The 24515-nt window shown below is 61.5% G+C and carries 25 protein-coding genes; 11 read left to right on the top strand and 14 right to left on the bottom strand.

The genetic code is table 11. From position 1 onward, the window contains the following. The first annotated feature begins 20 nt into the window (after positions 1 to 20). Complete coding sequence (locus tag F0184_RS05975) at positions 21 to 1904, top strand: ABC-F family ATP-binding cassette domain-containing protein (protein WP_150495259.1); 1884 nt, start codon at positions 21 to 23, stop codon at positions 1902 to 1904. A gap of 48 nt (positions 1905 to 1952) precedes the next feature. Here the strand turns inward: F0184_RS05975 and F0184_RS05980 are convergent, their stop codons facing one another. The 4 genes from F0184_RS05980 to F0184_RS05995 all read right to left on the bottom strand — a co-directional run bounded on the left by F0184_RS05980 (position 1953) and on the right by F0184_RS05995 (position 4600). Beyond that, entirely contained in the window at positions 1953 to 2948 is a 996-nt protein-coding gene (locus F0184_RS05980; RefSeq protein WP_150495260.1) for a hypothetical protein, read from the bottom strand. A gap of 77 nt (positions 2949 to 3025) precedes the next feature. Next, positions 3026 to 3349, bottom strand: coding sequence for a rhodanese-like domain-containing protein (locus F0184_RS05985; RefSeq protein ID WP_371871061.1), 324 nt, complete (start codon positions 3347 to 3349; stop codon positions 3026 to 3028). Positions 3350 to 3440: 91 nt separating this feature from the next. Further along, positions 3441 to 4151 (bottom strand): class I SAM-dependent methyltransferase, encoded by a 711-nt coding sequence (locus F0184_RS05990; RefSeq protein WP_208998348.1) that lies wholly within the window; start codon positions 4149 to 4151, stop codon positions 3441 to 3443. Beyond that, complete coding sequence (locus F0184_RS05995; protein ID WP_150495495.1) at positions 4148 to 4600, bottom strand: DNA polymerase III subunit chi; 453 nt, start codon at positions 4598 to 4600, stop codon at positions 4148 to 4150. The genes F0184_RS05990 and F0184_RS05995 overlap by 4 nt, the downstream gene beginning before the upstream one ends. Positions 4601 to 4810: 210 nt before the next feature. Here F0184_RS05995 and F0184_RS21010 point away from each other — a divergent pair, with 210 nt between their 5' ends. Next, positions 4811 to 4936: a hypothetical protein gene (locus F0184_RS21010; protein ID WP_280176931.1), complete on the top strand. Its 126-nt coding sequence runs from the start codon at positions 4811 to 4813 to the stop codon at positions 4934 to 4936. Between the two features lie 132 nt (positions 4937 to 5068). Here the strand turns inward: F0184_RS21010 and F0184_RS06000 are convergent, their stop codons facing one another. Continuing rightward, positions 5069 to 6571, bottom strand: coding sequence for a leucyl aminopeptidase (locus tag F0184_RS06000; protein WP_150495263.1), 1503 nt, complete (start codon positions 6569 to 6571; stop codon positions 5069 to 5071). Positions 6572 to 6770: 199 nt separating this feature from the next. On the opposite strand from F0184_RS06000, the gene lptF reads away from it, so the two are divergent. The 6 genes from lptF to rsmA all read left to right on the top strand — a co-directional run bounded on the left by lptF (position 6771) and on the right by rsmA (position 14472). Next, positions 6771 to 7988 (top strand): LPS export ABC transporter permease LptF, encoded by a 1218-nt coding sequence (gene lptF, locus F0184_RS06005; RefSeq protein WP_208998349.1) that lies wholly within the window; start codon positions 6771 to 6773, stop codon positions 7986 to 7988. Continuing rightward, positions 7985 to 9079 (top strand): LPS export ABC transporter permease LptG, encoded by a 1095-nt coding sequence (gene lptG, locus F0184_RS06010; protein WP_150495264.1) that lies wholly within the window; start codon positions 7985 to 7987, stop codon positions 9077 to 9079. Before lptF ends, lptG begins: the two co-directional genes overlap by 4 nt. A 4-nt stretch (positions 9080 to 9083) precedes the next feature. Beyond that, positions 9084 to 11486, top strand: coding sequence for an LPS-assembly protein LptD (locus tag F0184_RS06015; protein ID WP_208998350.1), 2403 nt, complete (start codon positions 9084 to 9086; stop codon positions 11484 to 11486). A gap of 183 nt (positions 11487 to 11669) precedes the next feature. After that, positions 11670 to 12590, top strand: coding sequence for a peptidylprolyl isomerase (locus tag F0184_RS06020; protein ID WP_150495265.1), 921 nt, complete (start codon positions 11670 to 11672; stop codon positions 12588 to 12590). Between the two features lie 10 nt (positions 12591 to 12600). Then, complete coding sequence (gene pdxA, locus F0184_RS06025) at positions 12601 to 13620, top strand: 4-hydroxythreonine-4-phosphate dehydrogenase PdxA (protein ID WP_150495266.1); 1020 nt, start codon at positions 12601 to 12603, stop codon at positions 13618 to 13620. Positions 13621 to 13629: 9 nt separating this feature from the next. Then, positions 13630 to 14472 carry a 16S rRNA (adenine(1518)-N(6)/adenine(1519)-N(6))-dimethyltransferase RsmA gene (gene rsmA / locus F0184_RS06030; protein ID WP_150495267.1) on the top strand — a complete coding sequence of 281 codons (843 nt, stop codon included), beginning with the start codon at positions 13630 to 13632 and terminating at the stop codon, positions 14470 to 14472. A 123-nt stretch (positions 14473 to 14595) separates the two neighbouring features. Here the strand turns inward: rsmA and gmk are convergent, their stop codons facing one another. The 9 genes from gmk to F0184_RS06075 form a co-directional block, all read right to left on the bottom strand. Further along, on the bottom strand, positions 14596 to 15228 hold the full coding sequence (gmk, locus tag F0184_RS06035; RefSeq protein WP_208998363.1) for a guanylate kinase: 633 nt from the start codon (positions 15226 to 15228) through the stop codon (positions 14596 to 14598). A gap of 78 nt (positions 15229 to 15306) precedes the next feature. After that, positions 15307 to 16200, bottom strand: a complete 894-nt coding sequence (locus F0184_RS06040) for a YicC/YloC family endoribonuclease (protein WP_150495269.1) — start codon at positions 16198 to 16200, stop codon at positions 15307 to 15309. A 45-nt stretch (positions 16201 to 16245) separates the two neighbouring features. After that, positions 16246 to 17379 carry an endolytic transglycosylase MltG gene (gene mltG, locus F0184_RS06045; protein WP_150495270.1) on the bottom strand — a complete coding sequence of 378 codons (1134 nt, stop codon included), beginning with the start codon at positions 17377 to 17379 and terminating at the stop codon, positions 16246 to 16248. 121 nt (positions 17380 to 17500) lie between these two features. Next, a complete protein-coding gene (gene fabF / locus F0184_RS06050) occupies positions 17501 to 18766 on the bottom strand; it encodes a beta-ketoacyl-ACP synthase II (RefSeq protein WP_150495271.1) in 1266 nt (421 codons plus the stop codon). 73 nt (positions 18767 to 18839) lie between these two features. Further along, positions 18840 to 19076, bottom strand: coding sequence for an acyl carrier protein (locus tag F0184_RS06055; protein WP_150495272.1), 237 nt, complete (start codon positions 19074 to 19076; stop codon positions 18840 to 18842). Between the two features lie 244 nt (positions 19077 to 19320). After that, positions 19321 to 20058, bottom strand: coding sequence for a 3-oxoacyl-[acyl-carrier-protein] reductase (fabG, locus tag F0184_RS06060; protein ID WP_150495273.1), 738 nt, complete (start codon positions 20056 to 20058; stop codon positions 19321 to 19323). Positions 20059 to 20130: 72 nt separating this feature from the next. Next, entirely contained in the window at positions 20131 to 21075 is a 945-nt protein-coding gene (gene fabD, locus F0184_RS06065) for an ACP S-malonyltransferase (protein WP_150495274.1), read from the bottom strand. A gap of 351 nt (positions 21076 to 21426) precedes the next feature. After that, positions 21427 to 21903, bottom strand: coding sequence for a sll1863 family stress response protein (locus F0184_RS06070; protein ID WP_150495275.1), 477 nt, complete (start codon positions 21901 to 21903; stop codon positions 21427 to 21429). 10 nt (positions 21904 to 21913) lie between these two features. Then, positions 21914 to 22201 carry a sll1863 family stress response protein gene (locus F0184_RS06075; protein ID WP_150495276.1) on the bottom strand — a complete coding sequence of 96 codons (288 nt, stop codon included), beginning with the start codon at positions 22199 to 22201 and terminating at the stop codon, positions 21914 to 21916. A gap of 516 nt (positions 22202 to 22717) precedes the next feature. Between F0184_RS06075 and rpsF the strand changes: the two genes are divergently transcribed. The 3 genes from rpsF (at position 22718) to rplI (ending at position 24151) form a co-directional block, all read left to right on the top strand. Continuing rightward, positions 22718 to 23197 (top strand): 30S ribosomal protein S6, encoded by a 480-nt coding sequence (rpsF, locus tag F0184_RS06080; protein WP_150495277.1) that lies wholly within the window; start codon positions 22718 to 22720, stop codon positions 23195 to 23197. Between the two features lie 6 nt (positions 23198 to 23203). After that, the gene (gene rpsR / locus F0184_RS06085; protein WP_150495278.1) at positions 23204 to 23452 is read left to right on the top strand and encodes a 30S ribosomal protein S18; all 249 of its coding nucleotides are present in this window, start codon (positions 23204 to 23206) and stop codon (positions 23450 to 23452) included. Between the two features lie 111 nt (positions 23453 to 23563). Beyond that, positions 23564 to 24151, top strand: a complete 588-nt coding sequence (rplI, locus tag F0184_RS06090; RefSeq protein ID WP_150495279.1) for a 50S ribosomal protein L9 — start codon at positions 23564 to 23566, stop codon at positions 24149 to 24151. Positions 24152 to 24515: the final 364 nt, after the last annotated feature.

The following is a 24515-nucleotide window of genomic DNA, read 5'->3' on the forward strand; positions in this document are numbered from 1 at the left end:
CCTCGGCCATTGATCCGGCCATGTTACAGATCACTGACCTTACCTACCGCATCGGCGACCGCCTTTTGATCGACAAGGCGAGCGTGACGCTGCCCGCACGCATGAAGACCGGCCTTGTCGGCAAGAACGGCGCGGGCAAGTCCACCTTGTTCAAGCTGATCACGGGAGACGCCTCGTCCGAGACCGGCCATATCCTGATCCCGAAAAAAGCGCGGATCGGCCAGGTGGCCCAGGAAGCGCCGGGCAATGAGATCAGCCTGATCGACACGGTTCTGGCCGCCGACACCGAACGGGCGCGCCTGCTGGCGGCGGCGGAAACGGAAACCGATCCCGAAAGAATCGCGGACATCCACACAAGGCTGGTGGATATCGATGCCCACTCGGCCGAAGCGCGGGCCGGCGCAATCCTCTCAGGCCTCGGGTTTTCACCGGAAGCGCAGCGGCGCCCCTGCTCCGCCTTTTCCGGCGGCTGGCGGATGCGGGTCGCGCTCGCGGCGGTGCTGTTTTCCGAGCCGGATCTGTTGCTGCTCGACGAGCCGACCAACTATCTCGACCTGGAAGGCACGCTCTGGCTGGAAAACTACGTCGCGCGCTATCCCCATCAGGTGCTGCTGATCTCCCACGACCGGGACCTTTTGAACAAGGCGGTCGACAGCATCGTCCATCTGGAGCACGGCAAGCTGACCTTCTACACCGGCGGCTATGACAGCTTCGACCGGCAGCGGCGCGAGACGATGCTCTTGCAGGCCAAGGCGAAGGAGAAGCAGGACGCGCAGCGCAAGCACATGCAGGCGTTCGTTGACCGGTTCCGCTACAAGGCCTCCAAGGCCCGCCAGGCCCAGGCCCGCATCAAGATGCTGGAGAAGATGCAGCCAATCGCCGCCCTGACGGACGAAAGCAGCTATCCGATCCATTTTCCCAATCCCGACGGAAAGCTGTCGCCCCCCATCATCAAGATGGACCGGGTCTCAACCGGTTATGACGGCAAGCCCATTCTCAAAAACATCACGCTCAACATCGATGACGACGACCGCATCGCCCTGCTCGGCGCGAACGGCAACGGCAAGTCGACCTTCGCGAAACTGATCTCGGACCGTCTGGCCAAAATGGATGGTGAGATCGTCAAGGCGTCCAAACTCAAGATCGCGTTCTTCGCCCAGCACCAGCTGGACGAGCTGCGCCCGGCGGAAAACGCGGTGGAGCATGTGCGCAGCTTGATGCCCGATGCGCCGGAGGCCAAGGTGCGGGCGCGGGTCGCGCGGTTCGGCCTTCCCACCAACCGGATGGACACGCCCGCCAAGGACCTTTCGGGGGGCGAGAAGGCCCGGCTGCTGCTCGGCCTCGCCACCTTCGAAGGGCCAAACCTGCTGATCCTCGACGAGCCGACCAACCACCTCGACATCGACAGCCGGGAAGCGTTGGTTCTGGCACTCAACGAGTTCGAGGGCGCAGTGATCCTGATCTCGCACGACCGTCATCTGGTCGAAGCCTGCGCCGACCGGTTGTGGCTGGTCGCGGAAGGCGGGGTCAAACCCTTCGACGGCGATATGGAAGATTACCGCCGCCTGATCCTGCAAGGTCCGGAGGCGGCGGAAAAGGCGCGCCAGAAAATCGAGGACCAGGCCGAGAAGGCCAAGGGCCAGGACAAGCGGCGTGAAGCGGCGCAAAAGCGGAGTCAATTGAAGCCCTTGCGCTCCCGTATTGATGCGGCGGAGAAAGAAATGGCCCGGCTTCAAGAGAAGATTCAAAAACTGGACGAAGCCCTCTCAGATCCAACGTTTTTTCAATATGAACCCGAACGCGCGGCGAAATTCGCCAAGGAACGGGCCTATTGCGAGAAAAAGCTGATCAAGACGGAAGAAGAGTGGCTGGAACTGTCCGCGGAGTTTGAAGAGGCGAGTTGAGCCGGTTGAAAGACCGCCGCCATGGCGGGATCCTGGCGCGGCGGGCGGTTATATAACCGCCTTCAGTTCCGTGATCTCGGCGTCCATGGTGTTCATTTTCGACACGATCCCCTCTGCGCACATGGTCAGCCCGGCCGTCTCGTTGCGAAGTTCGGAGGTTTGCGTGTTCAGCGCATTCACCTCCGACTTCAGGCTCCGGATTGTGGATTTCAAGGCTTCGCTTGAGGTCTGGATCCCGCGCACATTGCAGTAGACGTTTTTCAGGTCGATGCTGCTTGCGGTATAGGACACGCTGACGCCGGTGATCGACAGGTTGAGAACCGGCTTCACGGTGGCGGACGGGCCAACCGTCAAGGTGAAGTCAGCATCGCCGTTGACCGTGCTTTTGGCGCCGAAGAAGAAGTTGCTCGAGGTCCCGGTGGTGAAGGTGTTCTCCGTCTGGCTGACCTTGTACTCGTGGCCGTCGATCTCCTTGTAATGGCCTTTGGAGTATTCGTAGATCATCCCGGTCGCGCCGCCGCTCGTGCTCGTGCCGGCGCGCAAGGTGATGTCCTTGTTCGTCCCGCTCTCAATCGCCACGTCGCCGGCGGACGCCTTCACATTGATGTTCCCGGTGCCGGACGTGATCGAGATGTCCCCGGAAACGGTTACTGTGTAGGTGTCGTCAATCACCAGCTTGTAGGTGCCCCGTGTGCGGCGGTGATAGTCGGCCGTGTCGGTGTACATCTTTTCGCGGGTCTTGATCAGGAAGCGGCCGTCGCAGGCCAGCAATATGCCTTTCTGATACCGGTCCTCGCCGGACGCCAGCTCGGTGGAACGCTTGCCCGCCTGCCCCGCGTCCTCGATATGCTGTTGCGGATAGTATTCGTCGTCATAGCCATCGCGCCGGACGACTTCCTCCACATCGCTGTACTCGCCCAAGCGCAAGATCGCGCCGAGCTCGTCCACCTCCGCGTCGACATCGACATTATAGGGAACGAAGAACAGGACATTCGGCCGGTCGTAGAGATCGCTCGCACTGGAGTTGTCCTGATCATTCGCCATGGGGGCCGCCCCTTTTCCCGAAAAATCCGTTGTCCTGATCCGGTCTACCGCAAACAACCTACCAGACTATGACCGCATCAGTCCTCAGGGGTGGCAATCGGACCGCCCTGCTTGACCCAATCGACAAACCCATCCTTCAGATGGGCCGCCTCGAAGCCCATGTCGTTCAGGGCCGCAACGGTCAGCGCTGAGCGCCAGCCGGAGGCGCAGTGAAAGATGAAGCGTCTGTCCTCGCCAAAGACCTCCTTGAAATAGGGGCTTTCCGGATCGATCCAGAATTCGGCCATTCCGCGCGGGCAATGGAAGCCGCCGGGGATGAACCCGGAGCGTTGGCGTTCGCGCACATCGCGCAAATCGACGAACAGAACGTCCGGATCGTTTGCCAGCGCAATGGCGTCCACCGTCTCCACTTCCTTGATCCGCGCTCGGGCTGCGGCGACCAGATCGCTTGCGGAGACTTAAAGTTTTTTGACCATGAGACTTCTCCAGGGGTCACGCCGGCCGTTCGAACACGGCAAGAACATGCGCGATCGTGCGGCCCGGCCGCTCGACCGCAATCTCTGTTTCGTTTGTCAGAACCAGCCCGAACTCTTCAAACATTCTCCATTCGGAGGGCATGACCGGCCAGGGCGGCCCCTCGGCGCTGGCCCCTTCCGGCCGGCTCCGGTTGAAGAAGATCAAACGCCCTCCCGGGGCGACAAGGGCCGCGATTGCGGGAACGGACCGCTGCCGCAGGTCGCCATCAAGGGCCTGGACCGTGTAACTTTCATGCACCAGATCGAACGCGCCCGACCATTCGCTCGGCGGCGCAAAGAGATCCGCGACGCGGTAGTGAACCGGGCTTTGCGGAAAGCGGCGTTTCGCCCAGGCAATCGCATCGGGAGAAAGATCGAAAGCGGTTGTCTCGTAGCCGGCCTGAGCCAGCGCCTGCGCGTTGTCGCCCAACCCGCAGCCGATATCGATTGCCCGGCGCCCGTTACCGGGGTTCTGGCCCAGCCAATCGAGCAGGGCAACCTTGGGCGCAAGATCGGCCCAGGGGATGGCAGCGGGATCGCCCCCGGCCTCCCTGTAAACCGCATGGAACCAGGCCAGCCGGTCTTCCGCCGCCCCTCCGACGGCTCCCGTCAGCGCGTCGATCCTCTGCCGGGCCTCGTCACGCCGTGCCATGAATTCGGGATCCTCATGAACCTTTTGATCACTCACGCCTTCCGCTCCCATCCGCCAGCTGGCGTCTGCTGCCAGTAGGTCAGGTCGAACCCGCCCGCCTTGGCGTCTTTCCAATGCCCCCGCGCCTCGGCCACAGCCTCCTGGTCCCGGCCATCGAACATGAAAATCACCCGTTCGTAGGAAGCCAGCGCCGGCGGCGCGGCCCCGTCCACAAGGAAGCGGACATGCGCGGCGTTCGGATTGTCCTGTTCCGCGGTCAGATAGACCGGTTGAAGCTCTGCAAGGCCATCTTGCTTGGTGCCATGCGGCAGAAAACTGTCATCCGCGAACGTCCACAGATGGGCATCCAGCGCTTGACATCGTTCGGCGCTGCCGGTCTGCACCACCACGCGCCAATCCCGCGCGAGGCACTTCAGCAGCAGTTGCGGCAGGGCCTCTTCGAGCGGTTTGTGCGTCAGATGATAGAACAAGACCTCGGTCGGCATGTCGTTCGTGTTCCGGTTCGTTGCATCGTTCAGACAGGTGGTGCGGGGATGCAACACCGTCGCAGATTGCTCCGGCCCTGCCTACTCCGCGATGGACTTGCACGTCGAGTCGTATCATTAACCCTTCGCAAATATTGGCGGGGTAATCCTGCCTCGGGGTTGTGGCAAGCCGCGCTCGGCGCGGGCACGAAAGCCGATTTGGGGGATTGTATGCTTGCGCGTGTGGTTATGTTTTTCGCCCTTGTCACCATGATGGCCGGCGCCACGGCCGGCATGGGGCTCGTCGTCGCAGAACCGGACGCGGCGTGCCAGACGCAAACCTACAAGACCTGCTAAGGCAAGTCCCGGTCAGTTTGATACCGAAGCGATCGAATGTTGTCTGGAGACGTTCGATCTTGAGAAACCCGGTCCCGGCCATGGCGACCGGTGCGGCCCGCCCCTTTTTGGGAAGCGGGCCTTTTGATTTCGTCAAGCTTCATGGTTGTCCTTGACGTAGCGGTCCAGCAACCGCACGCCATAGCCGGATGCCCAGCCTTGGCAGATTTCGGTTTTCGGTGCGCCAAACGCGGTCCCGGCAATGTCGAGATGCGCCCAGACGGTTTCCTCCTTGACGAAGCGCTGCAGGAATTGCGCAGCGGTGATCGAGCCGGCCCACCGGCCGCCGGTGTTCTTGACGTCGGCATTCGGCGTATCGATCAGCTTGTCATAGTCCTTGGACAGCGGCATGCGCCAGACCGCTTCGCCGGTGGCCGCACCCGCCGCTGTTAGCTGCGCGGCAAGATCATCGTTGTTGGCGTAAAGGCCGGCATGGTGATTGCCGAGCGCCACGATGACCGCGCCGGTTAGCGTCGCCAGATCAATGACAACCGACGGCTTGTAGGTCTCTTGGGTGTACCAAAGCGCATCGGCCAGAACGAGCCGCCCCTCGGCGTCGGTATTCAGGATTTCAATCGTCGTCCCGGACATGGCCGTCACGATGTCGCCCGGACGCTGCGCATTGCCGTCCGGCATGTTCTCGACCAGGCCAATCACGCCGACCGCATTGATTTTCGCCCTGCGCCCCGCCAGCGCGTTCATCAGGCCAACGACGGTCGCGGCCCCGCCCATGTCGCCCTTCATTTCTTCCATGCCTGCTGCCGGCTTAATGGAGATGCCCCCGGTATCGAAGGTCACTCCCTTGCCCACAAAGGCCAGCGGCTTGGCGTTTTTCTTGCCGCCATTCCACCGCATGACCGCCAGCCTGGGCGGGCGCACCGAACCCTGGGCCACCCCGACGAGCGCATCCATCTTGAGCCTCTTGAGCTCTTTTTCGCCCAGGATTTCCACTTCAACGCCAAGCGCCTCGAGATCTCTTGCCTTTTCCGCGAATTCGACAGGTCCAAGAATATTTGACGGTTCATTGACAAGATCGCGGGCCAGCAAAACACCGTCGGCGACCGCCGCGCCGGCCTCCCATGCCGACTTGGCCGCTTTCGGTTCCGCCGTAAGCACAGAGATTTTCAACCCCTTGGCTGTCTTGTCGTCGTCTTTTTTGGATTTGTAGGCGTCGAATGTGTATCCTCGCAGCGTCATGCCCATGGCGAAATGAGCGGCCGTTTCAGCGTCCGGCCCATGGCCGTCGGGCATTTCCAGGATCACCGACACATCCTTGCCGCCCGCGGCTTTCAAGGCACCGTACACCGTGCCGCCGAGGTTGACCCAATCCTGTTCGCCAAGGTCCGCGGTCTTTCCCAGACCGACAACGATCAGCCGGTCGATGCTCAGACCGGCCGGAGCAATCAGATCGAGGCTCGTTCCCTTTCCGCCCTTGAACTCCGCGATACCGGCCGCGCGCGCCAAAATGTCCCCAGCGCCCTCCAGCATTGCGCTCAGCACAGGTCCGCCGGCCAGGTCCTCATCGACAAAGGCAACGGCAACGCCGGCCTTCGGCGCTGCCAGCTTGGCGAATGTCAATTTCGCAATTTTTGTCATTTTACTTTCCTGTTCAAAACAAAGCGTCTGCACGGGCCGGCCGCAGATAATGACCGCCGTTCAAGGCCAGTAACCCCATCGCCCAACATGGACCGCCTGTGGCAGGTCGGCAAGGACTGCAAAAATAAACACAAGTTAACCAATCCTGTTCAGAAGCCATTCACCAAAATCCGTGCTATGTGCAACCAAGACCACGTGAATGAGCTTGGAGACGGCGGCGCTCGGCGGCATGAACATCCTTGAACGATACATATTCAAGCGCTCCGCCGTTGCGTTCCTGATGACCCTGGCCGCAATGACCGGCGTCGTTTGGGCGACCCAGGCGCTGCGGCAATTGGATCTCGTCACCTCCAAGGGTCAGACGATCGTGCAGTTCATCGGCATCACCATGCTGGCCCTGCCTTTTCTATTGGTGATCGTTGCACCCTTCGCGCTCATGATCGCCCTGATCCTTGTCCTCAACGCCTTGTCCGGCGACAGCGAACTGATCGTGATCGACGCAACAGGCGGATCAAGGTTTCTGGTTTTGAAACCGATCCTGATGTTCGCCACCGTCATCCTGGCGTTCAGCGCGACCATGTCGCTCTACGCCGCCCCGCTCGGGCTGGGCCAGTTGCGCGAGGAAATCACCCGGGTTCGAGCAGATCTTGTGGCCAACATCGTCCAGCCCGGACGCTTCATCACGGTCGAGGACGGACTGACATTCCATATCAGAAACCGGTCCGGCAACGGGACGCTGGATGGCTTGTTGCTGCATGACACGCGCGATCCGGAAACCGCCTTCACCTACCAGGCGGACCAGGGAAACATCGTGGAGACCTTCGACCGGACATTGCTGGTGATGCAAAACGGCACGATCCAGCGGAAGCCGAAGGGGCGGAACGACATCTCCATCGTCCGCTTTCAGTCTTATGCGTTCGACCTTTCCAACCTTATTCCCGAAGCCTCCGAGCCGACCTACAAGGCGAGCGAGCGGTCAACATTGGCGCTTCTCAATCCCGCGCCCGGCGACGAATACGCCGCGCGGTATCCGGATCGTTTGCGGGACGAACTGCACCAGCGTTTCAGCCAGCCACTCTACTGCCTGGCGTTCGCGCTGATCGTTTTTGCGTTTCTTGGCAAGGCCAGAACCACCCGCCAAGGCCGCGGGTTCGCCGTGCTCGGCGCCATCATCGCCTGCATTGCCCTGCGCACGGCAGGTTTCGGCATCACGGCAATCGCGGGCGGCACCCTTGGCTGGCTTGTGTTCCTCTATATTGTGCCTCTGGCCGGGATGGGCATCGCGATATGGTCGATCCTGAGTGACCACCGGGGCGCCACGCCGCGCTGGGTCGAGTCCATTCAACACTGGGCGTTCATGATCAATGAACGCCTGCTTTCCCGGTTCAACAGCCGCCGGACCGGGGGCGCCTCGTGATCCTCGGCCGGACCCTTGCCCTTTACTTCTCCGTACGCTTTCTGAAGGCGATCTGCGGTCTGTTTCTGCTGTCTGCCGTCTTGATCTTCCTATTCGATGTACTGGAACTGGTGCGTCGGGGCAGCGACCGTGAGGGTTTCTCGGTTTTGCGGGTCAGCCTGATTTCAGCCCTGCGCCTGCCATTGCTGCTGGAGCAGGTGCTTCCCTTCGCGGTCCTGTTCGGCTCGATCGCGGCCTTTGTGAGCCTGTCTCGCGCTTTGGAACTTGTCGTCGCCCGGGCCAGCGGGGTTTCGGTTTGGCAGTTCACATTCCCCGCCATTCTGGTTGGGCTCGTGGTGGGGATCTTCTCGGTCACGGTCTACAATCCCACCGCCGTTTGGCTGCAGAAGAAGTCCGATGAGGTGGCCAGCGGACTGTTCGGCTCCGAACAAACCTTCCTGCTTCAAACCACAAACAATGTCTGGGTGCGGCAGGACGGGTTGGACGGGGAATCGGTTCTTCTGGCTCAGCAACTTCTGGACAATGGCGCCCATCTGCTCGGCGTCACGATTTTTGCCTTCGATCCGGACGGAACGTTCCGGGAGCGGATCGAGGCCAGCGAAGCCCGGTTGGGACACGAGATCTGGCAGCTTTACGACGTGACGGTCTATACCACCGATCGCGACCCGCAGACCTATGGACGCTACGAGATCAGCACGTTCCTGACGGCCACCGAAGTGCGGGAAAGTGTCGGCTCACCCGAATCGATTTCTTTCTGGAATCTCCCCCAGTTCATTGAACTGGCCCGCAACGCCGGCTTGCCCGCCTATCGATATACGCTGCAATATCAGACGCTTCTCGCCCGTCCACTGCTTCTGACAGCCATGATTTTGATCGCGGCCGCGGTTTCCCTGAAGGTTTCCCGCTTTGGCGGATTGGGAAAGATGATTCTGGGTGGAATCCTTGCCGGCTTCGTGCTTTACGTTCTATCTGAGCTTGCCGAGGACTTCGGAGGGGCGGGGATCGTTCCTCCGCTGGTCGCCGCGTGGGCGCCTGGTATTTTTGGAGTACTTATGGGTTTGACCATCCTGCTGCATCAGGAAGACGGGTGAAACAGTGACGCGTATTCTCCCCCTTCCTCCTGAGAGCCGGACCGGATTGCTTGTGTGTGCAAGCCGCGCCTTGATGCGCGGGGCGAGCCTGCTTGCCATTTCAATTGTCGTCCCGCTTGCCTGCGCGAACCTGAGCGCTTTGGCACAGGACAGCCTGCAGGACCTCGTCGCCGGTCAGGTCGACCCGAATGCCGATCTGCTGCTGGAATCGGAACGCCTGACCTACGACTTCGACCGCGACCTGATCGTCGCGACCGGCAGCGTTCAGGTTTATTATGACGGCATCACTGTCGAAGCTCACCAGATGGTCTTCGAGCGCCGGCGAGGCCAGCTGACCGCCCGCGGCAACGTGATCATGATCGAGCCGAACGGCAACATCGTCCGGACCGAGGAAATCACGCTGTCCGACGACCTTGCCAATGGCTTTGCCAGAGCGCTGCAGCTGGACACGCCTCAGCGGACCCGTTTCATTGCCGACAGCGCCACCCGGACCGACAGCAATGTCACGACATTCGAGAACGGTATCTACACGGTCTACACCAGCCCGAAAAACCCGCCGGACAAGCCGCCGCTGTGGCGCATCCGGGCCGCGACGATCGTCCACAATCAACAAGAACGCACGATCTATTATGAAGATGCGGCCTTCGAGTTCTTCGGCAAGCCGATCGCGTATCTGCCGTATCTGACCATGCCGGACCCGACCGTCAGGCGGAAGTCCGGCTTTCTGATGCCCAGTGCGGTCATTTCCGAAAAACTCGGATACGGGGTGACCATTCCCTATTATTGGGCGCTCAGCCCGCACTACGATCTGACAACCGCGCTCACCCCGATGACGAAACAGGGCGTGCTGGGGGATGCCACGTTCCGTCAAAGGATCGGGAGCGGCGAATACACGATGTCCGCCGCTGGATTGTTCCAGTCCCGGCCAAATGAATTCGCCGGCACCAGCGGCGATCAGCGCTGGCGCGGGGCCGTCAAGACGACCGGCGAATTCGCCCTGACCGACCATTGGGTCTTCGGCTGGGACGCCACCTACAAAAGCGACCGCGTTTTCTTGAAGGACTACTCCTTCGTCAGTTTCGACGACAATGGCGAAACATCCGATATCTTTCTCGAAGGCTATACAGACCGGAACAGTCTCACGGTTCGGGCCAATGCGTTTTCCATTTCCCAGGAGGACTATACCCCGTCCAATCCGGGCCTGAATGCCCCCGGCTTTTCTCCTGTCGGCACGTCGCTTCAGGACAAACAGCCCCTGGTCGCGCCCCTGATCGACTACGATTACGTCTTCGCGGACCCGATCGCGGATGGCGAATTGGCTCTGACAGCCAATTTCACGTCTCTTACCCGGGCCGAAACGGACGCCTTTTCACCCGATGGCGGAACGACCCGCCGGTATCGTGGCATTGATGGCACGTTTTCGCGTCTTTCGCTGGGCGCTGACTGGCGCCGGACATTGATCGATCCCCTGGGGCAAAGCTTCACACCCTTTGCCTATATGCGCGGCGATCTTTTCTGGCAGGCATCGGCGGACAACGACGTCACAGAACTGACGAGCGACGCCTTCGCCGGCCGGGCCATGCCTGCCGTTGGTCTTGAGTACCGGTATCCGTTCATCGCCACCTTCTCCGGCGGGAACCAGGTCTTCGAACCCGTTGCCCAGATCGTGGTTCGTCCGGATGAACAGAAAATCGGACAGCTTCCCAACGACGATGCGCAAAGCCTCGTGTTCGATTCCACGACGCTGTTCGACTACGACAAGTTTTCCGGGTTCGACCGCGCAGAGGGCGGCACCCGTATGAATCTTGGGATGAACTATCGTCTTCAACTGAACGACGGACACTACCTGACCGCCCTTTTCGGCCGATCCTACCACCTGGCAGGCGCGAACTCGTTCGCGACCCCGGATCTGCTCGGCGCTGCCCGGGACTCCGGTCTTGCGTCAAGCGAATCCGATTACGTCGGAAGCCTCAATCTCGACACGCGATACGGCGTGAAGGTCGGCGCTCAGGCGCGGTTTGATGACGACGACTTTTCGGTCAACCGTCTTCAGGCCCAAGCGTCGGGCGCCTATGGCCCCGTGGTGTCGACGATTGCCTATGCGTTTTTGGACGCGCAACCGAGCCTGGGGATCGAACAGCCCCGGGAGGAGGTCCTGGGAGCGGCCAGCTTGCGGCTGGAAGAGAATTGGCGGGCCTTCGGCTCGCTCCGCTATGACCTCGAAAACTCTGGCGTCGTGCAAAATGGCGTCGGGTTGGGATACGACGATGAAGGGTTCTCGATCTCTGTGTCTTACGGCGAGGATCGAAGCCGAAACGATTCCGTCAAGGTCGATCGGACCATTTTCTTCCGGGTTGGACTGCGCACCCTTGGAAACACGCAGGCCTCGACCAACGTCAATCGCTGATAATGGCTCTAAGCCAAGGCAAAAGCGCACGACACGGCCCCAGCTTCGCCGTCCCGCCCCGGTTCTGCCGCACTGGCGTGCGACTGAGGGCCAGGCTTTGATCTTCATGCCATGTTGTGCGACTAATGGCGTTAATTGTAGCTGCGGCCGGATCGCAGGCTAAATAACTTGAATGGGCTTACGATGCGCAGACCCGCCGCCTTATTGTTGATCGTCCTGATGGCCGCTTTGGCGCCGATGATACCTTGGAATGCGTCGGCGAGCATCGAACTCGTCGTCAACGAAACACCGATCACCTCCTACGATATCAGCCAGCGCTCGAAACTGATCCGCCTGACACAGCGCAGCTCCAATTCCGTCGCCCGCCGGCAGGCCCGGCAAGAATTGATCGACGAGCAATTGCAACTGAGCGAGGCAACCCGTTTGGGCATCACTATCAGCGATGCCCAGTTGAATGAGGCCTATGCCAACGTCGCCCGCGGTGCGCGGCTTTCGCCATCGCAACTGTCGGCGGCGCTGCGCCAGAACGGGGTTGACCCGCAGACCCTGAAAGACCGCCTAAAGGCCCAGCTTGCCTGGCAGCAGGCCGTGCAAAGGCGGTTCCGCAGCCAGATCACCATCACGGAATCCGAAGTGATCGCGGCCCTGCGCGCATCGAATGAAGAAACCAAGAACATCAGCATCGAATACGATCTGCAGCGTGTCATCGTTGTCGTTCCGCGCAATTCGTCGAACGGGTTCCGCGACAAGCGGTTGCGGGAAAGCAACCAGATCCGCAGCGCTTTCGACAGTTGTGAGAACCCGGGCGCGGTTTTGGGGCAATACAGCGAAGTCGTCGTCAAACCCGTCGGCCGGCGGCTGGAAACCGAACTGCCGCCGAACCTGAGAGAAGGCGTCGAGGCAACCAAGGTCGGAGGGCTCACCAAACCGGAACGGTCCGAGGTCGGGTTCGAGATGATCGCCGTGTGCGGAAAACGGGAGATCGAGTCGGACATTGCCGCCCGCACGGCGATGGAAAACGAGTTGCGCGCGCAGGAAGGCGAAAGCATGTCCCGCCGTTATCTGATGGAACTGCGCCGCAAGGCAACGATCATTGAGAAGTAGACGCACGCGCATGGTGCAGTTGCCTGTTCCTCTTGCCGTGACCTGCGGCGAACCTGCCGGGATCGGTCCTGACCTGATCCTGACAGCCTTCCAGAACCGGGCCGAACTTGGCCTGCCGCCGTTCTACGTCCGCACGGACCCCGCATTCCTGAAAAGCCGGGCGCAGCGTCTGGGCATTTCGGAGGATGTGGCGGCGGTGACACCCGAAGAGGCCCGCGCCACCTTTGCCCGAGCGCTTCCCGTGGTTCCCACCGGCGATCCGATCGCCGATACACCGGGGACCGAGGACCCGATGTCGGCCGCAAGCGTTGTCGGCTCCATTCGCGCATGTGTGATCGACGTGAAGGAAGGCCACGCGTCCGCGGTGGTCACCAACCCCATCAACAAGGCAGCCCTTTACAAGGCCGGCTTCACTTATCCCGGCCATACCGAGTATCTCGGCGCGCTTGGGAGCGAACTATGGGCCTGCACTCCTTGCAGACCGGTCATGATGATCGCCGGCCCTGAACTGATGGTCATCCCGGTCACGATCCATATCCCGCTCAAGGATGTGCCGGGCACGCTCACCGGGGACTTGATCGTCGAAACCGCGCGCATCGCCGACAGGGATCTGAAAACCCGTTTCGGGATCACGCGCCCGCGTCTTGCGCTGTGCGGCCTGAACCCGCACGCAGGTGAGAACGGCGCGCTCGGACGGGAAGACGAGGAGATTATCCTCCCAGCCATCGACAGGCTGTTGGCCGAGGGGATCGAGGCATCCGGCCCCTTCCCGGCCGACACCCTGTTTCATCCAGAGGCGCGAAAGGCCTATGATTGCGCGCTCGGAATGTATCATGACCAGGTGCTGGTGCCTGCCAAGACCATCGGCTTCGATGACGCGGTGAATGTGACCCTCGGGCTTCCGTTCATCCGGACATCGCCCGATCACGGAACGGCCTATCCCCTCGCTGGAACCGGCAAAGCCCGGGTTGACAGCTTCGCGGCCGCCTTGCGCCTTGCCGCCGTGCTTGCCAATCCCAAGGCTGTGTGAGACCGGATCATGCCTCAGATCGACAGTCTGCCGCCCTTGCGCGAGGTGATCTCCCAGCACGGCCTCGACGCACGCAAGTCCCTTGGACAAAACTTCCTTCTCGACCTCAACCTGACCTCAAGGATCGCCCGGACCGCCGGAGCCTTGGAGGACCATACGATCCTGGAGGTGGGTCCCGGTCCCGGAGGACTGACCCGCGCCCTTCTGGCGGCCGGAGCCGGACATGTGGTCGCGATTGAAAAGGACAGCCGCTGCCTGCCGGCGCTAGCGCAGATCGCAGCGCACTATCCGGGCCGTTTGACCGTGATTGAAGGCGATGCGCTCAAACTGGACCCGGTTGCCCTGATCGGGAAAACGCCCGTCAAGATCGTGGCGAACCTGCCTTACAATGTGGGAACCCAGCTTCTGCTGAATTGGCTGACGCCGGCGGACTGGCCGCCGTTCTGGACATCCGTGACGCTCTTGTTCCAAAAAGAGGTCGGCGAACGCATCGTCGCCCAGCCCGGATCGAAGGCCTATGGCCGGCTTGGCGTTCTGGCGGGTTGGCGCTGCACCGGCGGAATGATGTTCGATATCGGGCCGCAGGCTTTCATCCCTCCCCCAAAGGTGACCTCCACGGTTGTGCAGCTCACCCCCAGAGACGCCCCCCTGCCCTGCGATCTGTCCGCGCTCGCCAAGATCACGGCCGCGGCCTTCGGCCAGCGGCGCAAAATGCTTCGCGCCAGTCTGAAAACGCTTGGCGTGTCCAGTGAACCGTTGATCGAGGCCGCCGGCCTTGATCCGACCGCGCGTGCGGAAGAAATCGATATCGCCGGTTTTGTCCGGCTCGCCAACGCCTTCGCTTCGCGATAACGGCCCGGACGGAGCGAAGAAGACCCCAACCGTCCCTCAAGCCGTCCTCAAGCAGCTTTCAGGACCGCAAGGCGCTCAGGCGGCTCCTGCGTTCGGACCGCTCAGGGCTGCCCCTCACGAATGTCAGATGCCCGACCCGTCAAGTTCGGATTGCAGGTCCCTGACCATGCCGTCAATGAGCGGTGCGATCGCCGGAGAGCGGTGCTGCTTGTGCCGTTCGGCACGCAGGATCGCGCGCACGCTGTCATAGGCGCGCTCAAGGTCATCGTTGACAACAACATAGTCATATTTCGACCAATGGCGCATTTCGCCAACCGCCGTTTTCAGGCGGCGCAGAATGACGTCATCCGTATCCTCGGCACGGCGGCGCAGACGGGATTTCATTTCGGCGATGGACGGCGGAAGAATGAAGATCGAAACCACATCGTCCCGCATCTTGTCGTAGAGCTGAAACGTGCCCTGAATGTCTATGTCGAACAGCACATCCTGGCCATTGTCTAGGGACGTCTCGACCGGGCCGCGCGGGGTCGCATAGTAGTTGCCGTGAACCTCCGCCCATTCAAGCAGTTCGTCATGCGCCTTCATCTGCTCGAAACGGGCTTTGTCGATGAAGTGGTAGTGCACGCCGTCCACTTCGCTCGACCGCCGCGGCCGGGTCGTCACGGAGATCGACAGCGACAGGTTGTCTTCCTTCTCAAGAAGCAAACGTGCAATCGTGGACTTCCCCGCCCCCGAGGGCGAGGAAAGAACGAGCATCAAGCCGCGGCGGTGTTTGTCCGCCTCTTCGGCGCTCACGCTTGTGCCTGAGGGTGCCGTTGCCGTCTCACTCATGGGCTACTCCAAATTCTGGATCTGCTCGCGCATCTGATCGATCACGGTCTTGAGTTCCAGACCAATCGCGGTCAGTTCCACATCGTTGGACTTGGAACACAAGGTGTTTGCTTCCCGGTTGAATTCCTGGGCGAGGAAGTCGAGCCGCCGGCCGATGGCCCCGCCGGAGGCGAGCAGTTCGCGCACCGCATCGACATGGGCTGCCAACCGGTCCAGTTCTTCGCGAATATCGGCCTTGGTGGCAAGGATTGCCGCCTCCTGATGGAGACGCTGCGGATCCAGCTGGTGCTTGGAAGCCTCCAGCAAAACCTCCACCTGCGCCGCCAGCCGCGCGCGAATGGCTTCCGGTTGCCGCGCCGGCATATCCTCGGCGGATCGGGTCAATTCCGCGATCCGCGCGATATGGCCCTGCAGAACCCGTCCAAGCGCGGCCCCTTCGGCATGGCGCATGTCCACCAGATCCAGCAATGCGCCATCCAGCGACGTCAACATCGCCTGATGCAGGTTCTTCTGCGCCGCCTCGTCCGGCTCGGTTTCCTTGAGTTCGAAAACGCCCTTCTGGGCAAGAAGCCCGTCGATGCTGGGCGGCGGCAGGTCCGGCATCCGTTCGCGCAAGAGCGCGGCGGCCGACAGAACCGCTTCAAGCGCCTTTTCATTTATGGTCAGGGGAACATCGACGTTGTCACGCTGCACGGAAAGCCCAGCGGTGACGTTGCCGCGCTTCAAAAGCTTGGCGCAGCGGTCCCGGACCAAGGGCTCCAGCGCTTCGATACCGCCGGGAAGACGCACCCGGATGTCCAGTCCCTTGCCGTTGACCGCCCGCAGTTCCCATGTCCAACGGACGTTTTCCGCCTGGGATTGAACACGGGCGAAACCGGTCATGCTGGCCAAGCTCATCAATGCCCCTCCTGCAGTCCAGACGACCCGCGATGCGGGCCGCGATCAGTTCTGCGTATCCGACTGCTCCTGCGCGGCCGCACGTTCTGCGGCGCGCATGTCCCGCTCGATCTCACGCCAGCGTGCCACATTGCGCTGGTGCTGCTCATATGTCTCCGCAAAGGCGTGACCGCCGGTGCCATCGGCGACGAAGAACAGATCATCGGTCCGCGAAGGATTGGCCACGGCTTCCATGGCCGCACGGCCGGGATTGCCGATCGGCCCCGGGGGCAGCCCGTCGATCTGATAGGTGTTGTAGGCGTTTTCGGCTTGAAGCTGAGAGCGCGTGATCGCGGACCGGTCCTGCGACCAGGCTTCGCCACCGAACAGACCATAAAGGATGGTGGGATCGGACTGGAGGCGCATGCCGCGGTTCAGCCGGTTTATGAATACACCGGCCACCCTCGGCCGCTCATCGGCCTTCGCTGTTTCCTTTTCCACGATCGACGCCAGAACCACCAGATCCTCGGGCGTTTCGATCGGCAGATTGCTGGCCCGCCGGTCCCAGATCTCGGCAAGCAGCTTTGCCTGGGCAGCCTTCATCTGATCGAGGATCGCCTGGCGGGACGCTCCGCGCGTAAATGTGTAGGTTTCGGGCAACAATTCCCCCTCGGCCGGAACGGAAGTGATTTCACCCACAAGCACCGGATGCGCACGGACACGATCCACAATTTGCGCCGTGGTCCATCCTTCCGGCACCGTGACCGAATGCGTCACGGCCTTGCCTTCCACCAGGTCGTTCATGACCTGCTGCATCGAGACGCCCGGTTCGAAGAGGTATTCACCCGCCTGCAGCCTCGTCTCGTTCTTGTAGAACCGCACACCGAAATTGAACACCAGATCGTCAAACCAGGTGTCGTCAATCACGCCATTTGCGGCAAGCCTGTCCGTGATCCCGGACAGGCCCGCGCCCGACGAAATCAGCACCGTCGCTTCGCCGTCCAACGGGCCGGGCTTTTCAAAGGTCTGCTTGCCGAAGTAGAGCGCGCCGCCGACAGCCGCAAGCGAAAATACAGCCAGCGAAATCAGGAGATTGACGAGGATGACGATCGGATTGCGCACGTGCCGCGAACGCGGCGGCGGCGCCGGGGCCGGGTCTGGCTGCAACGCCTCCCTCGGGCTTTTCGGCTTGATGCGCATGATTTCAAGACCTCTCAAGGATCCGCAAATACGAACGGGCACACAGCTTCAATGCCGCACCTGGATCAGGCGTCACGGCACCTTTGCGGCGCCGATCCGCGGCGACAAGCATTCTACCCACCTATGCGGCAACTTTGCGGAACACGAGGGACGCATTCGTTCCGCCAAAACCAAAGGAATTCGACAGGGCAACGTCGATATTCATCTTCTTCGGCGACAGCGGCACGAGATCAATTTCCGTCTCGACCGACGGGTTCTCCAAATTGATCGTCGGCGGCGCAACACCGTCGCGAATGGCAAGCACCGAGAAGATCGCTTCAACGGCTCCAGCCGCCCCCAGCAGATGCCCCGTGGAGGATTTCGTCGAGGACATGGTGAGCCGGTTTGCGGCATTGCCGGCCAACCGGGTCACGGCGCCAAGCTCGATCTCGTCGCCAAGCGGGGTCGACGTCCCGTGGGCGTTCACATAGTCCACATCCGAGGGCGCAATTCCGGCGCGCTTCAACGCCGCGTCCATGCAGCGGTAGGCGCCGTCCCCATCAGCGGACGGGGCCGTGATGTGATAGGCATCGCCCGACAAGCCGTACCCAATCACCTCGGCGTATATCGTGGCTCCACGGGCCTTTGCGTGCTCGTATTCCTCAAGCACGACCACCCCGGCTCCCTCACCCATGACGAAGCCATCCCTGCCCTCATCATACGGACGCGACGCGCGTTCGGGATCGTCATTATAAGCGGTGGACAGAGCGCGGCAGGCGGCGAAACCGGCGAGGGCCAATCGGCCGATCGGGCTCTCGGTCCCGCCGGCAACCATGACATCGGCGTCGCCATAGGCGATTAGCCGCGACGCATCGCCAATCGCGTGCGCACCTGTCGAACAGGCGGTCACGACTGCGTGGTTCGGCCCCTTCAGGGCGTGCCGGATCGAAACATATCCGCCGGCCAGATTGATCAAACGACCCGGGATGAAGAACGGGCTTACCCGGCGCGGCCCCTTCTCGGCGAGAATGTGAGCCGCGGTTTCGATGCCTTGCAGGCCACCGATTCCGGATCCGATCAGAACGCCCGCACGGATCTGCTGTTCGTAGGTTTCGGCCTTGAAGCCGGAATCCGCGATCGCCTGATCGGCGGCCGCGAGTGCATAAATGATGAAGTCGTCGACCTTGCGCTGTTCCTTGACGTCCATCCAGTCGTCCGGATTGAACGCCCCTTCGACGGACGGATCGCGCGGGATCTGGCAAGCGATCCGGCAGGCGAGATCATCAACCTTGAAATTGGTGACCTTGCCGGCGCCGCTTTTGCCTTCAAGAATTTTTTTCCAAGACACGTCCACGCTGCTGCCCAGCGGAGAAACCATGCCCAAACCGGTTACGACGACTCGCCTCATGTACCTGCACTTGTCTGCGGGCAGGCGGCGCCCGATCGGGCCCGCCCATCCAGAGTATCACTCGCCCGGCGAATTAGGCCGGGTTCTTTTCCAGGAAATTGACCGCGTCGCCAACGGTCAGGATCGTTTCTGCAGCATCGTCGGGGATTTCCACGCCGAACTCTTCTTCAAACGCCATCACCAGCTCGACCGTGTCCAGCGAGTCTGCGCCCAGATCGTCAATGAAGCTTGCGCCTTCGACAACCTTCTCGGCATCCACACCCAGGTGCTCAACAACGATTTTCTTAACCCGTTCCGCGATATCGCTCATTTTTCACTTCCTTGATTTTTCAACTCGCCGTCCACGTGAAACGGTCGGCGGGCCGGGTACCCCGGAGCCGACGCGATCTCGCGGCCGTGAACTTTCACTGGCTGGAGCGCACAAGAGTGTGGCTCTTTCCCAACCCATTGGAACAATCGGCGGCTAGGTATCACACTTTCGACACCTTGACCAGCCAATCCAAGCGGCTGGAAAGCCGCCGGGATCCGGTTTGCCTCCTCGGCAAATTTTCGTTTTAAATCATTGCCATGCCGCCATTGACGTGCAGGGTCTGGCCCGTCACGTAGGCGGCTTCGTCACTGGCCAGGTAGAGCGCGGCGGCTCCGATCTCGCTGGCGGTCCCCAAACGCCCGGCGGGAACCGATGTCAGGATCGATTCCTTCTGCTTGTCATTCAATGCATCGGTCATCGCCGTTTCGATGAAGCCCGGGGCAATCGTGTTGACCGTGATGTTGCGGCTGGCAACTTCCCGCGCCAGCGACTTGTACATGCCGATCATGCCCGCCTTCGCGGCCGCGTAGTTTACCTGCCCCGGGTTTCCGGTCACGCCCACAACCGACGTGATCCCGATGATCCGGCCACTCCTGCGCTTCATCATGCCCTTGATCGCCGCCCGGCAGATATGGAATCCGGACGTAAGATTGACTTCAAGAACCTGGTCCCACTCCTCATCCTTCATGCGCATGAAGATGTTGTCGCGGGTGATGCCGGCGTTGTTGACCAGAATATCGAGCGAGCCCATCGCCGCTTCGGCTGCCGGAACCAGACCAGATACCGCCTCGCGATCGGCCAGATTGGCCGGTGTCACGTGAACCCGCTCGCCGAGCTCGCCGGCCAGCGCTTCCAGCTTTTCCGCCCGCGTGCCAGACAGGGCGACCGTCGCGCCCTGGGCATGCAGGGCTTTCGCGATCGCAGCGCCTATCCCACCTGTTGCGCCGGTGACGAGCGCTGTTTTTCCCTCAAGACTGAACATTTTGGGCTTCCTCACTGTTTTATCGGCGGACCGAACTTAATGGCGCAGGCAGGGCAAGGTTCGCCTATCAAATCAGGCGGACAATCCCTGCAGCAGCGTGTCAATGTCGTCCGCACTGTTGACCGCTTGCGCAGTTGCACTGCGCTCGATCCGCTTCATCATTCCTGTCAGCACCTTTCCGGCGCCGATCTCGGCAAACTGCGTCACTCCGTTGCTGGTCAGCCATTGCATGGATTCGCGCCAGCGCACTGTGCCCGTCACCTGTTCGACAAGGCGGCTGCGAAGCTCGGACGGGTCGGTGACGGGCGCCGCCAGTACGTTGACGACGACCGGCACGACCGGCGGACGAATATCGGCGTTCGCCAGCGCATCGGCCATGGCGTCGGCGGCCGAGGCCATCAAAGCGCAGTGGAACGGCGCGCTGACGGCCAGCATCATCGCGCGCTTGGCCCCCCGCGCCTTTGCGATCTCGACCGCCCGTTCGACCGCCGCCACATGACCGGAGACAACGACCTGGCCTGGCGCATTGTCATTCGCGGCTTGGCAGACCTCACCCTGGGCAGCTTCTTCGGCGACCTTGACTGCCTCATCGAACTCAAGGCCGAGCAGTGCCGCCATCGCGCCCTTGCCGACCGGTACGGCGCTCTGCATCGCATCGCCGCGAATCCGCAGCAGTCTGGCCGCTGTTCCAACATCAAGGCTGCCCGCCGCCGCGAGCGCCGAATACTCGCCCAGCGAATGCCCGGCTACGTAGGAAACGGTCTCGGCCAGCTTCAGCCCCCGGGCCTCCAAGACACGCATCGTGGCCATACTCACCGCCATCAATGCCGGCTGGGCATTGGCCGTCAGGGTCAGATCGCTTTCCGGCCCGTCCCACATCAGCGCCGACAGGGTCTGACCGAGCGCCTCGTCCACTTCCTCGAACACTGCCCGCGCTTCGGGAAATGTTTCGGCAAGTTCCTTGCCCATGCCAACGGCTTGACTGCCCTGTCCGGGGAAGAGGAATGCAAAACTCATCGGGAAGCGCCTTTACAAGAATTCAGTTCGAAAACCGGACGATGCGCGCAGGACCGGCCTTCGGAGCTTGGATAGACCGCCGCGCCCGCTACAACCGGGACGGCATCAGCTGAATGATCGCGAGGCTATGATACGGATGGATCGGGGATGTCAAGACCCGCGCTTGTCCAAATGCCGGACTGGGGCGCGGAAACCTATGGAAACCTGACTGATACGGCCTAAAACAGCCCGGCCAAGGCGGTACAGCGGGGCACGCCCGCTGCCATCTTGTAACGCTGGAGCCTTTTCTCGATTTCCGAGCGAAGGCTGTGTCGGGGAGTGGCCGGGAGATGGCCGGCCGATCGATCCGATCTAGATGTCCGATCCCTCTTCCGGAGCCTCTTCCTCGGATGCCGACCAGGCTTTCGAGAAGGTGTCCCAGGCGCTGGAGAATCCGGCTCTCAATTCACCCCAAGCCTCGCTGGCACCGGCTTCCAGGGCACCGTAACGCTCTCCGAGCCGGTTGCGGGCATCGCGCAGATCGTCCAAACGCTCTGCGGCGGTTTGCCTGGCCTGATCGGACATTTGTGCCCAGTTTTCCCGAAGCGCCTGTTCCCGGCGCTCGATTTCCGCATCGAGGCGGGCCAAGGCCTTTTCCGCTTCCGCCAGCGCCTTATCCCGCTGATCCACGGTGTAAGAAGTAATGGCATCCATGGCCTCGGCGACCTCGGCCCGGACATCGTCCCCGGTCGTCTTCGGTTCGTCGCCTCCCGCTGCGAGAACGGAACCGGTCGAAAGGGCCATCGCGGTCGATATCACCGCCGCGCGGATAAGGTTCGGACTTTTCATGGGCGCCTCCTCACCGGAACCGGGACATTGCGTTCTCGAAGGCGTTGGACACATTCTGCCAGGCGGTATCGAACCCGGCCTTCATGTCGGTCCAGGCGCTGTCGCTGGCATTGCGCAGCTCGGTCAGCCGCGCCTCGGCTTCATCGCGTTTTTCCCGCATTTCATCGAGCTGTTTCTGGTATTCGGCTTTTGCGTCGGCCTCGGCTGCGTCGGCCTTGGCTTGCATACGGGCAATCTCGGCATTCCACTCATCGAGTTTTGCCTTAGCCTTTTCGATATATTGGTCTCTGTCCAACATCTGGCATCCTTTCCCTTGATTGACTGGTTTCGGATGGCATCGCCTGCTGGACGCCAGGGGGCCTGAAAAGGCGGCCCCAGCGCCGAGGTGCTGCTCTTTCGAGGCACCGACCATGCGCACCCTCCAGTCGTGACCTGTAAATGTGACGACATTATAGCTCCATAATAGATCTGCCGTTTGGCGGCCGGCCGCCAAACGGGCGCCAGCAGAATCCCTGCCGGAGTTGCCGGAGTGTGATCCGTTGGACGAGATGCCAGCTCGCCCTCACCGATGCGGGAGAGATGGGAAATATCCGCGCCGGAGCTGGACTGCCCCTTGCATTTGCGCCGAAACGGAGTATACCCGCGCCTCATCCAGGGTTGGCCGGGGGCTGAACGGAAGGGCGTGAGCCAGGATATCGAGTGTATCCGACTTCCCGTGTTCCCACTCCCGTAAGATTTCTCGTCTGCCTTTCCGGGCTTGCGAGGAGGCTTTGCGCCGGCCCTGCGTTGTCAACTGAAAGAAAGGCTGACTTTCATGCCGCTTTATGAGCACGTTTTCCTGGCCCGCCAGGACGTCTCGGCCCAACAGGTCGAGCAGCTTGTCGAACAATACAAGGGTGTCATCGAAACCGGTGGCGGCTCCTTCGGCAAGATCGAGAACTGGGGTCTTCGCACCCTCGCCTACCGGATCAAAAAGAACCGCAAGGCGCACTATACGCTCATCAATATTGATGCGCCTTCCGCGGCTGTCGCCGAAATGGAACGGCAGATGGGTCTGAACGAAGACATTCTGCGTTTCATGACCTTCAAGGTCGAAGAACATGACAACGAGCCGTCCGCGATGATGCAGAAGCGTGACCGCGACGACCGCCGTGGCGGTGGCCGTGGTGAACGTGGCGACCGCCCCGACCGCCCCGACCGGCCGGGTGGCCGTGGCGGTGAGCGCGGTGAGCGCGGTGAACGTGGTGGCGACCGTGGTGGCGACCGGGCACCGCGCCGGGCAGAAGGGGAGTAAGAACCTATGGTTGATATCGCACAGATTCCGAGCCGCCGTCCTTTCTTCCGCCGCCGGAAAACCTGCCCGTTCTCGGGCTCGAACGCGCCGAAGATCGACTACAAGGACATCCGCCTGCTGCAGCGCTATATTTCCGAGCGCGGCAAGATCGTGCCGAGCCGCATCACCGCCGTTTCCGCCAAGAAGCAGCGTGAACTGTCGCGCGCCATCAAGCGGGCCCGCCTGCTTGGCCTTCTGCCTTTCGTGATCAGCTAAGGCACATGCACCTTCGCCCTGCCCGGGCGCTGCCCGGGACAGGGTGATTTCACTGGGGCCGGCGCAACCGGTCTCTAACCGCCGCAAGGCGGGACAGTATGGAGAACTCTGATGGACGTTATTCTTCTGGAGCGCATCCCGCGCCTTGGCCAGATGGGCGAGACCGTGCGCGTGCGCGACGGCTATGCCCGCAACTTCCTCCTGCCGCAAGGCAAGGCCCTGCGCGCCAACAAAACCAATCTGGAGCGTTTCGAACGGGAGCGGGCTCAGCTTGAAGCGCGCAACCTGGAGCGCAAGACCGAAGCCGAGGGCGTCGCCGCCAAGCTGGACGGCCAGAGCCTGATCATGATCCGGTCCGCCGGCGAAACCGGCCAGCTATACGGCTCCGTCTCTACCCGGGACATCGCCGATGGCCTGGACGCCGCCGGCTTTACGGTCGCCCGCAACCAGGTCGAACTGACCTCGCCTATCAAGACCATCGGCCTGCATGACGTCGATGTCCGGCTGCACCCGGAAGTCGAAGTCAAGATCACCGTGAACGTCGCCCGGTCCGAAGACGAGGCAGGCCGTCAGGCCGCCGGTGAGGACCTCAGCGCACCCGAGCAGGATATTTTCGAATTCGAGGAAGACGAAGAACTCGAGGACGGTGAAGGCGAGGCCGAGGCAACCGACAACACGGTCGACGAAGACCGGGTCTGAGCCAGTCAGAACAGCCTGTTTCGGCTGTGGAACCGGCGCCGGTGCGGCGCCGGTTTTTTGTTTTCCGGCTATCGAATTGCGGACATGGACCAATTAAGCGACTAAGGTTTTCGATACTTGGCAATAGTATCAAGGACTTTTCGTCAAATGCGGTCTTTTCATTCTCGTAAACACCTCAAAAAATTGATTATTTTCGACAGACTCACAAATCACGGCAATTCCTGATTTACCTCTCCAGTCAAGGTAAAATGAATCATTTCCCCACTGATTTTAACTGCCCGGTGGGAATCGTGTTTCGGCGGTTTCTCACCTTGAAGCCGGAGCCGAGATGGCGATAGTTCATCACTGATCGGGTCTTTGGGGG

The sequence above is a fragment of the Roseibium aquae genome (assembly GCF_008711285.1).
In the GTDB taxonomy this organism is placed as follows: domain Bacteria; phylum Pseudomonadota; class Alphaproteobacteria; order Rhizobiales; family Stappiaceae; genus Roseibium; species Roseibium aquae.

What these genes read in the sequence shown, in the direction of transcription:
- F0184_RS06075 (WP_150495276.1), bottom strand. Translation starts at nt 22,201, where the DNA reads ATGTTGGACAGAGACCAATATATCGAAAAGGCTAAGGCAAAACTCGAT.
- lptF (WP_208998349.1), top strand. Translation starts at nt 6,771, where the DNA reads ATGAGCTTGGAGACGGCGGCGCTCGGCGGCATGAACATCCTTGAACGA.
- mltG (WP_150495270.1), bottom strand. Translation starts at nt 17,379, where the DNA reads ATGCGCATCAAGCCGAAAAGCCCGAGGGAGGCGTTGCAGCCAGACCCG.
- F0184_RS06040 (WP_150495269.1), bottom strand. Translation starts at nt 16,200, where the DNA reads ATGAGCTTGGCCAGCATGACCGGTTTCGCCCGTGTTCAATCCCAGGCG.
- fabG (WP_150495273.1), bottom strand. Translation starts at nt 20,058, where the DNA reads ATGTTCAGTCTTGAGGGAAAAACAGCGCTCGTCACCGGCGCAACAGGT.
- pdxA (WP_150495266.1), top strand. Translation starts at nt 12,601, where the DNA reads ATGGTGCAGTTGCCTGTTCCTCTTGCCGTGACCTGCGGCGAACCTGCC.
- F0184_RS05980 (WP_150495260.1), bottom strand. Translation starts at nt 2,948, where the DNA reads ATGGCGAATGATCAGGACAACTCCAGTGCGAGCGATCTCTACGACCGG.
- F0184_RS06020 (WP_150495265.1), top strand. Translation starts at nt 11,670, where the DNA reads ATGCGCAGACCCGCCGCCTTATTGTTGATCGTCCTGATGGCCGCTTTG.
- F0184_RS05995 (WP_150495495.1), bottom strand. Translation starts at nt 4,600, where the DNA reads ATGCCGACCGAGGTCTTGTTCTATCATCTGACGCACAAACCGCTCGAA.
- rsmA (WP_150495267.1), top strand. Translation starts at nt 13,630, where the DNA reads ATGCCTCAGATCGACAGTCTGCCGCCCTTGCGCGAGGTGATCTCCCAG.
- rpsF (WP_150495277.1), top strand. Translation starts at nt 22,718, where the DNA reads ATGCCGCTTTATGAGCACGTTTTCCTGGCCCGCCAGGACGTCTCGGCC.
- fabD (WP_150495274.1), bottom strand. Translation starts at nt 21,075, where the DNA reads ATGAGTTTTGCATTCCTCTTCCCCGGACAGGGCAGTCAAGCCGTTGGC.
- F0184_RS05975 (WP_150495259.1), top strand. Translation starts at nt 21, where the DNA reads ATGTTACAGATCACTGACCTTACCTACCGCATCGGCGACCGCCTTTTG.
- F0184_RS06070 (WP_150495275.1), bottom strand. Translation starts at nt 21,903, where the DNA reads ATGAAAAGTCCGAACCTTATCCGCGCGGCGGTGATATCGACCGCGATG.
- rplI (WP_150495279.1), top strand. Translation starts at nt 23,564, where the DNA reads ATGGACGTTATTCTTCTGGAGCGCATCCCGCGCCTTGGCCAGATGGGC.
- gmk (WP_208998363.1), bottom strand. Translation starts at nt 15,228, where the DNA reads ATGCTCGTTCTTTCCTCGCCCTCGGGGGCGGGGAAGTCCACGATTGCA.
- F0184_RS21010 (WP_280176931.1), top strand. Translation starts at nt 4,811, where the DNA reads ATGCTTGCGCGTGTGGTTATGTTTTTCGCCCTTGTCACCATGATGGCC.
- F0184_RS06055 (WP_150495272.1), bottom strand. Translation starts at nt 19,076, where the DNA reads ATGAGCGATATCGCGGAACGGGTTAAGAAAATCGTTGTTGAGCACCTG.
- F0184_RS06000 (WP_150495263.1), bottom strand. Translation starts at nt 6,571, where the DNA reads ATGACAAAAATTGCGAAATTGACATTCGCCAAGCTGGCAGCGCCGAAG.
- rpsR (WP_150495278.1), top strand. Translation starts at nt 23,204, where the DNA reads ATGGTTGATATCGCACAGATTCCGAGCCGCCGTCCTTTCTTCCGCCGC.
- fabF (WP_150495271.1), bottom strand. Translation starts at nt 18,766, where the DNA reads ATGAGGCGAGTCGTCGTAACCGGTTTGGGCATGGTTTCTCCGCTGGGC.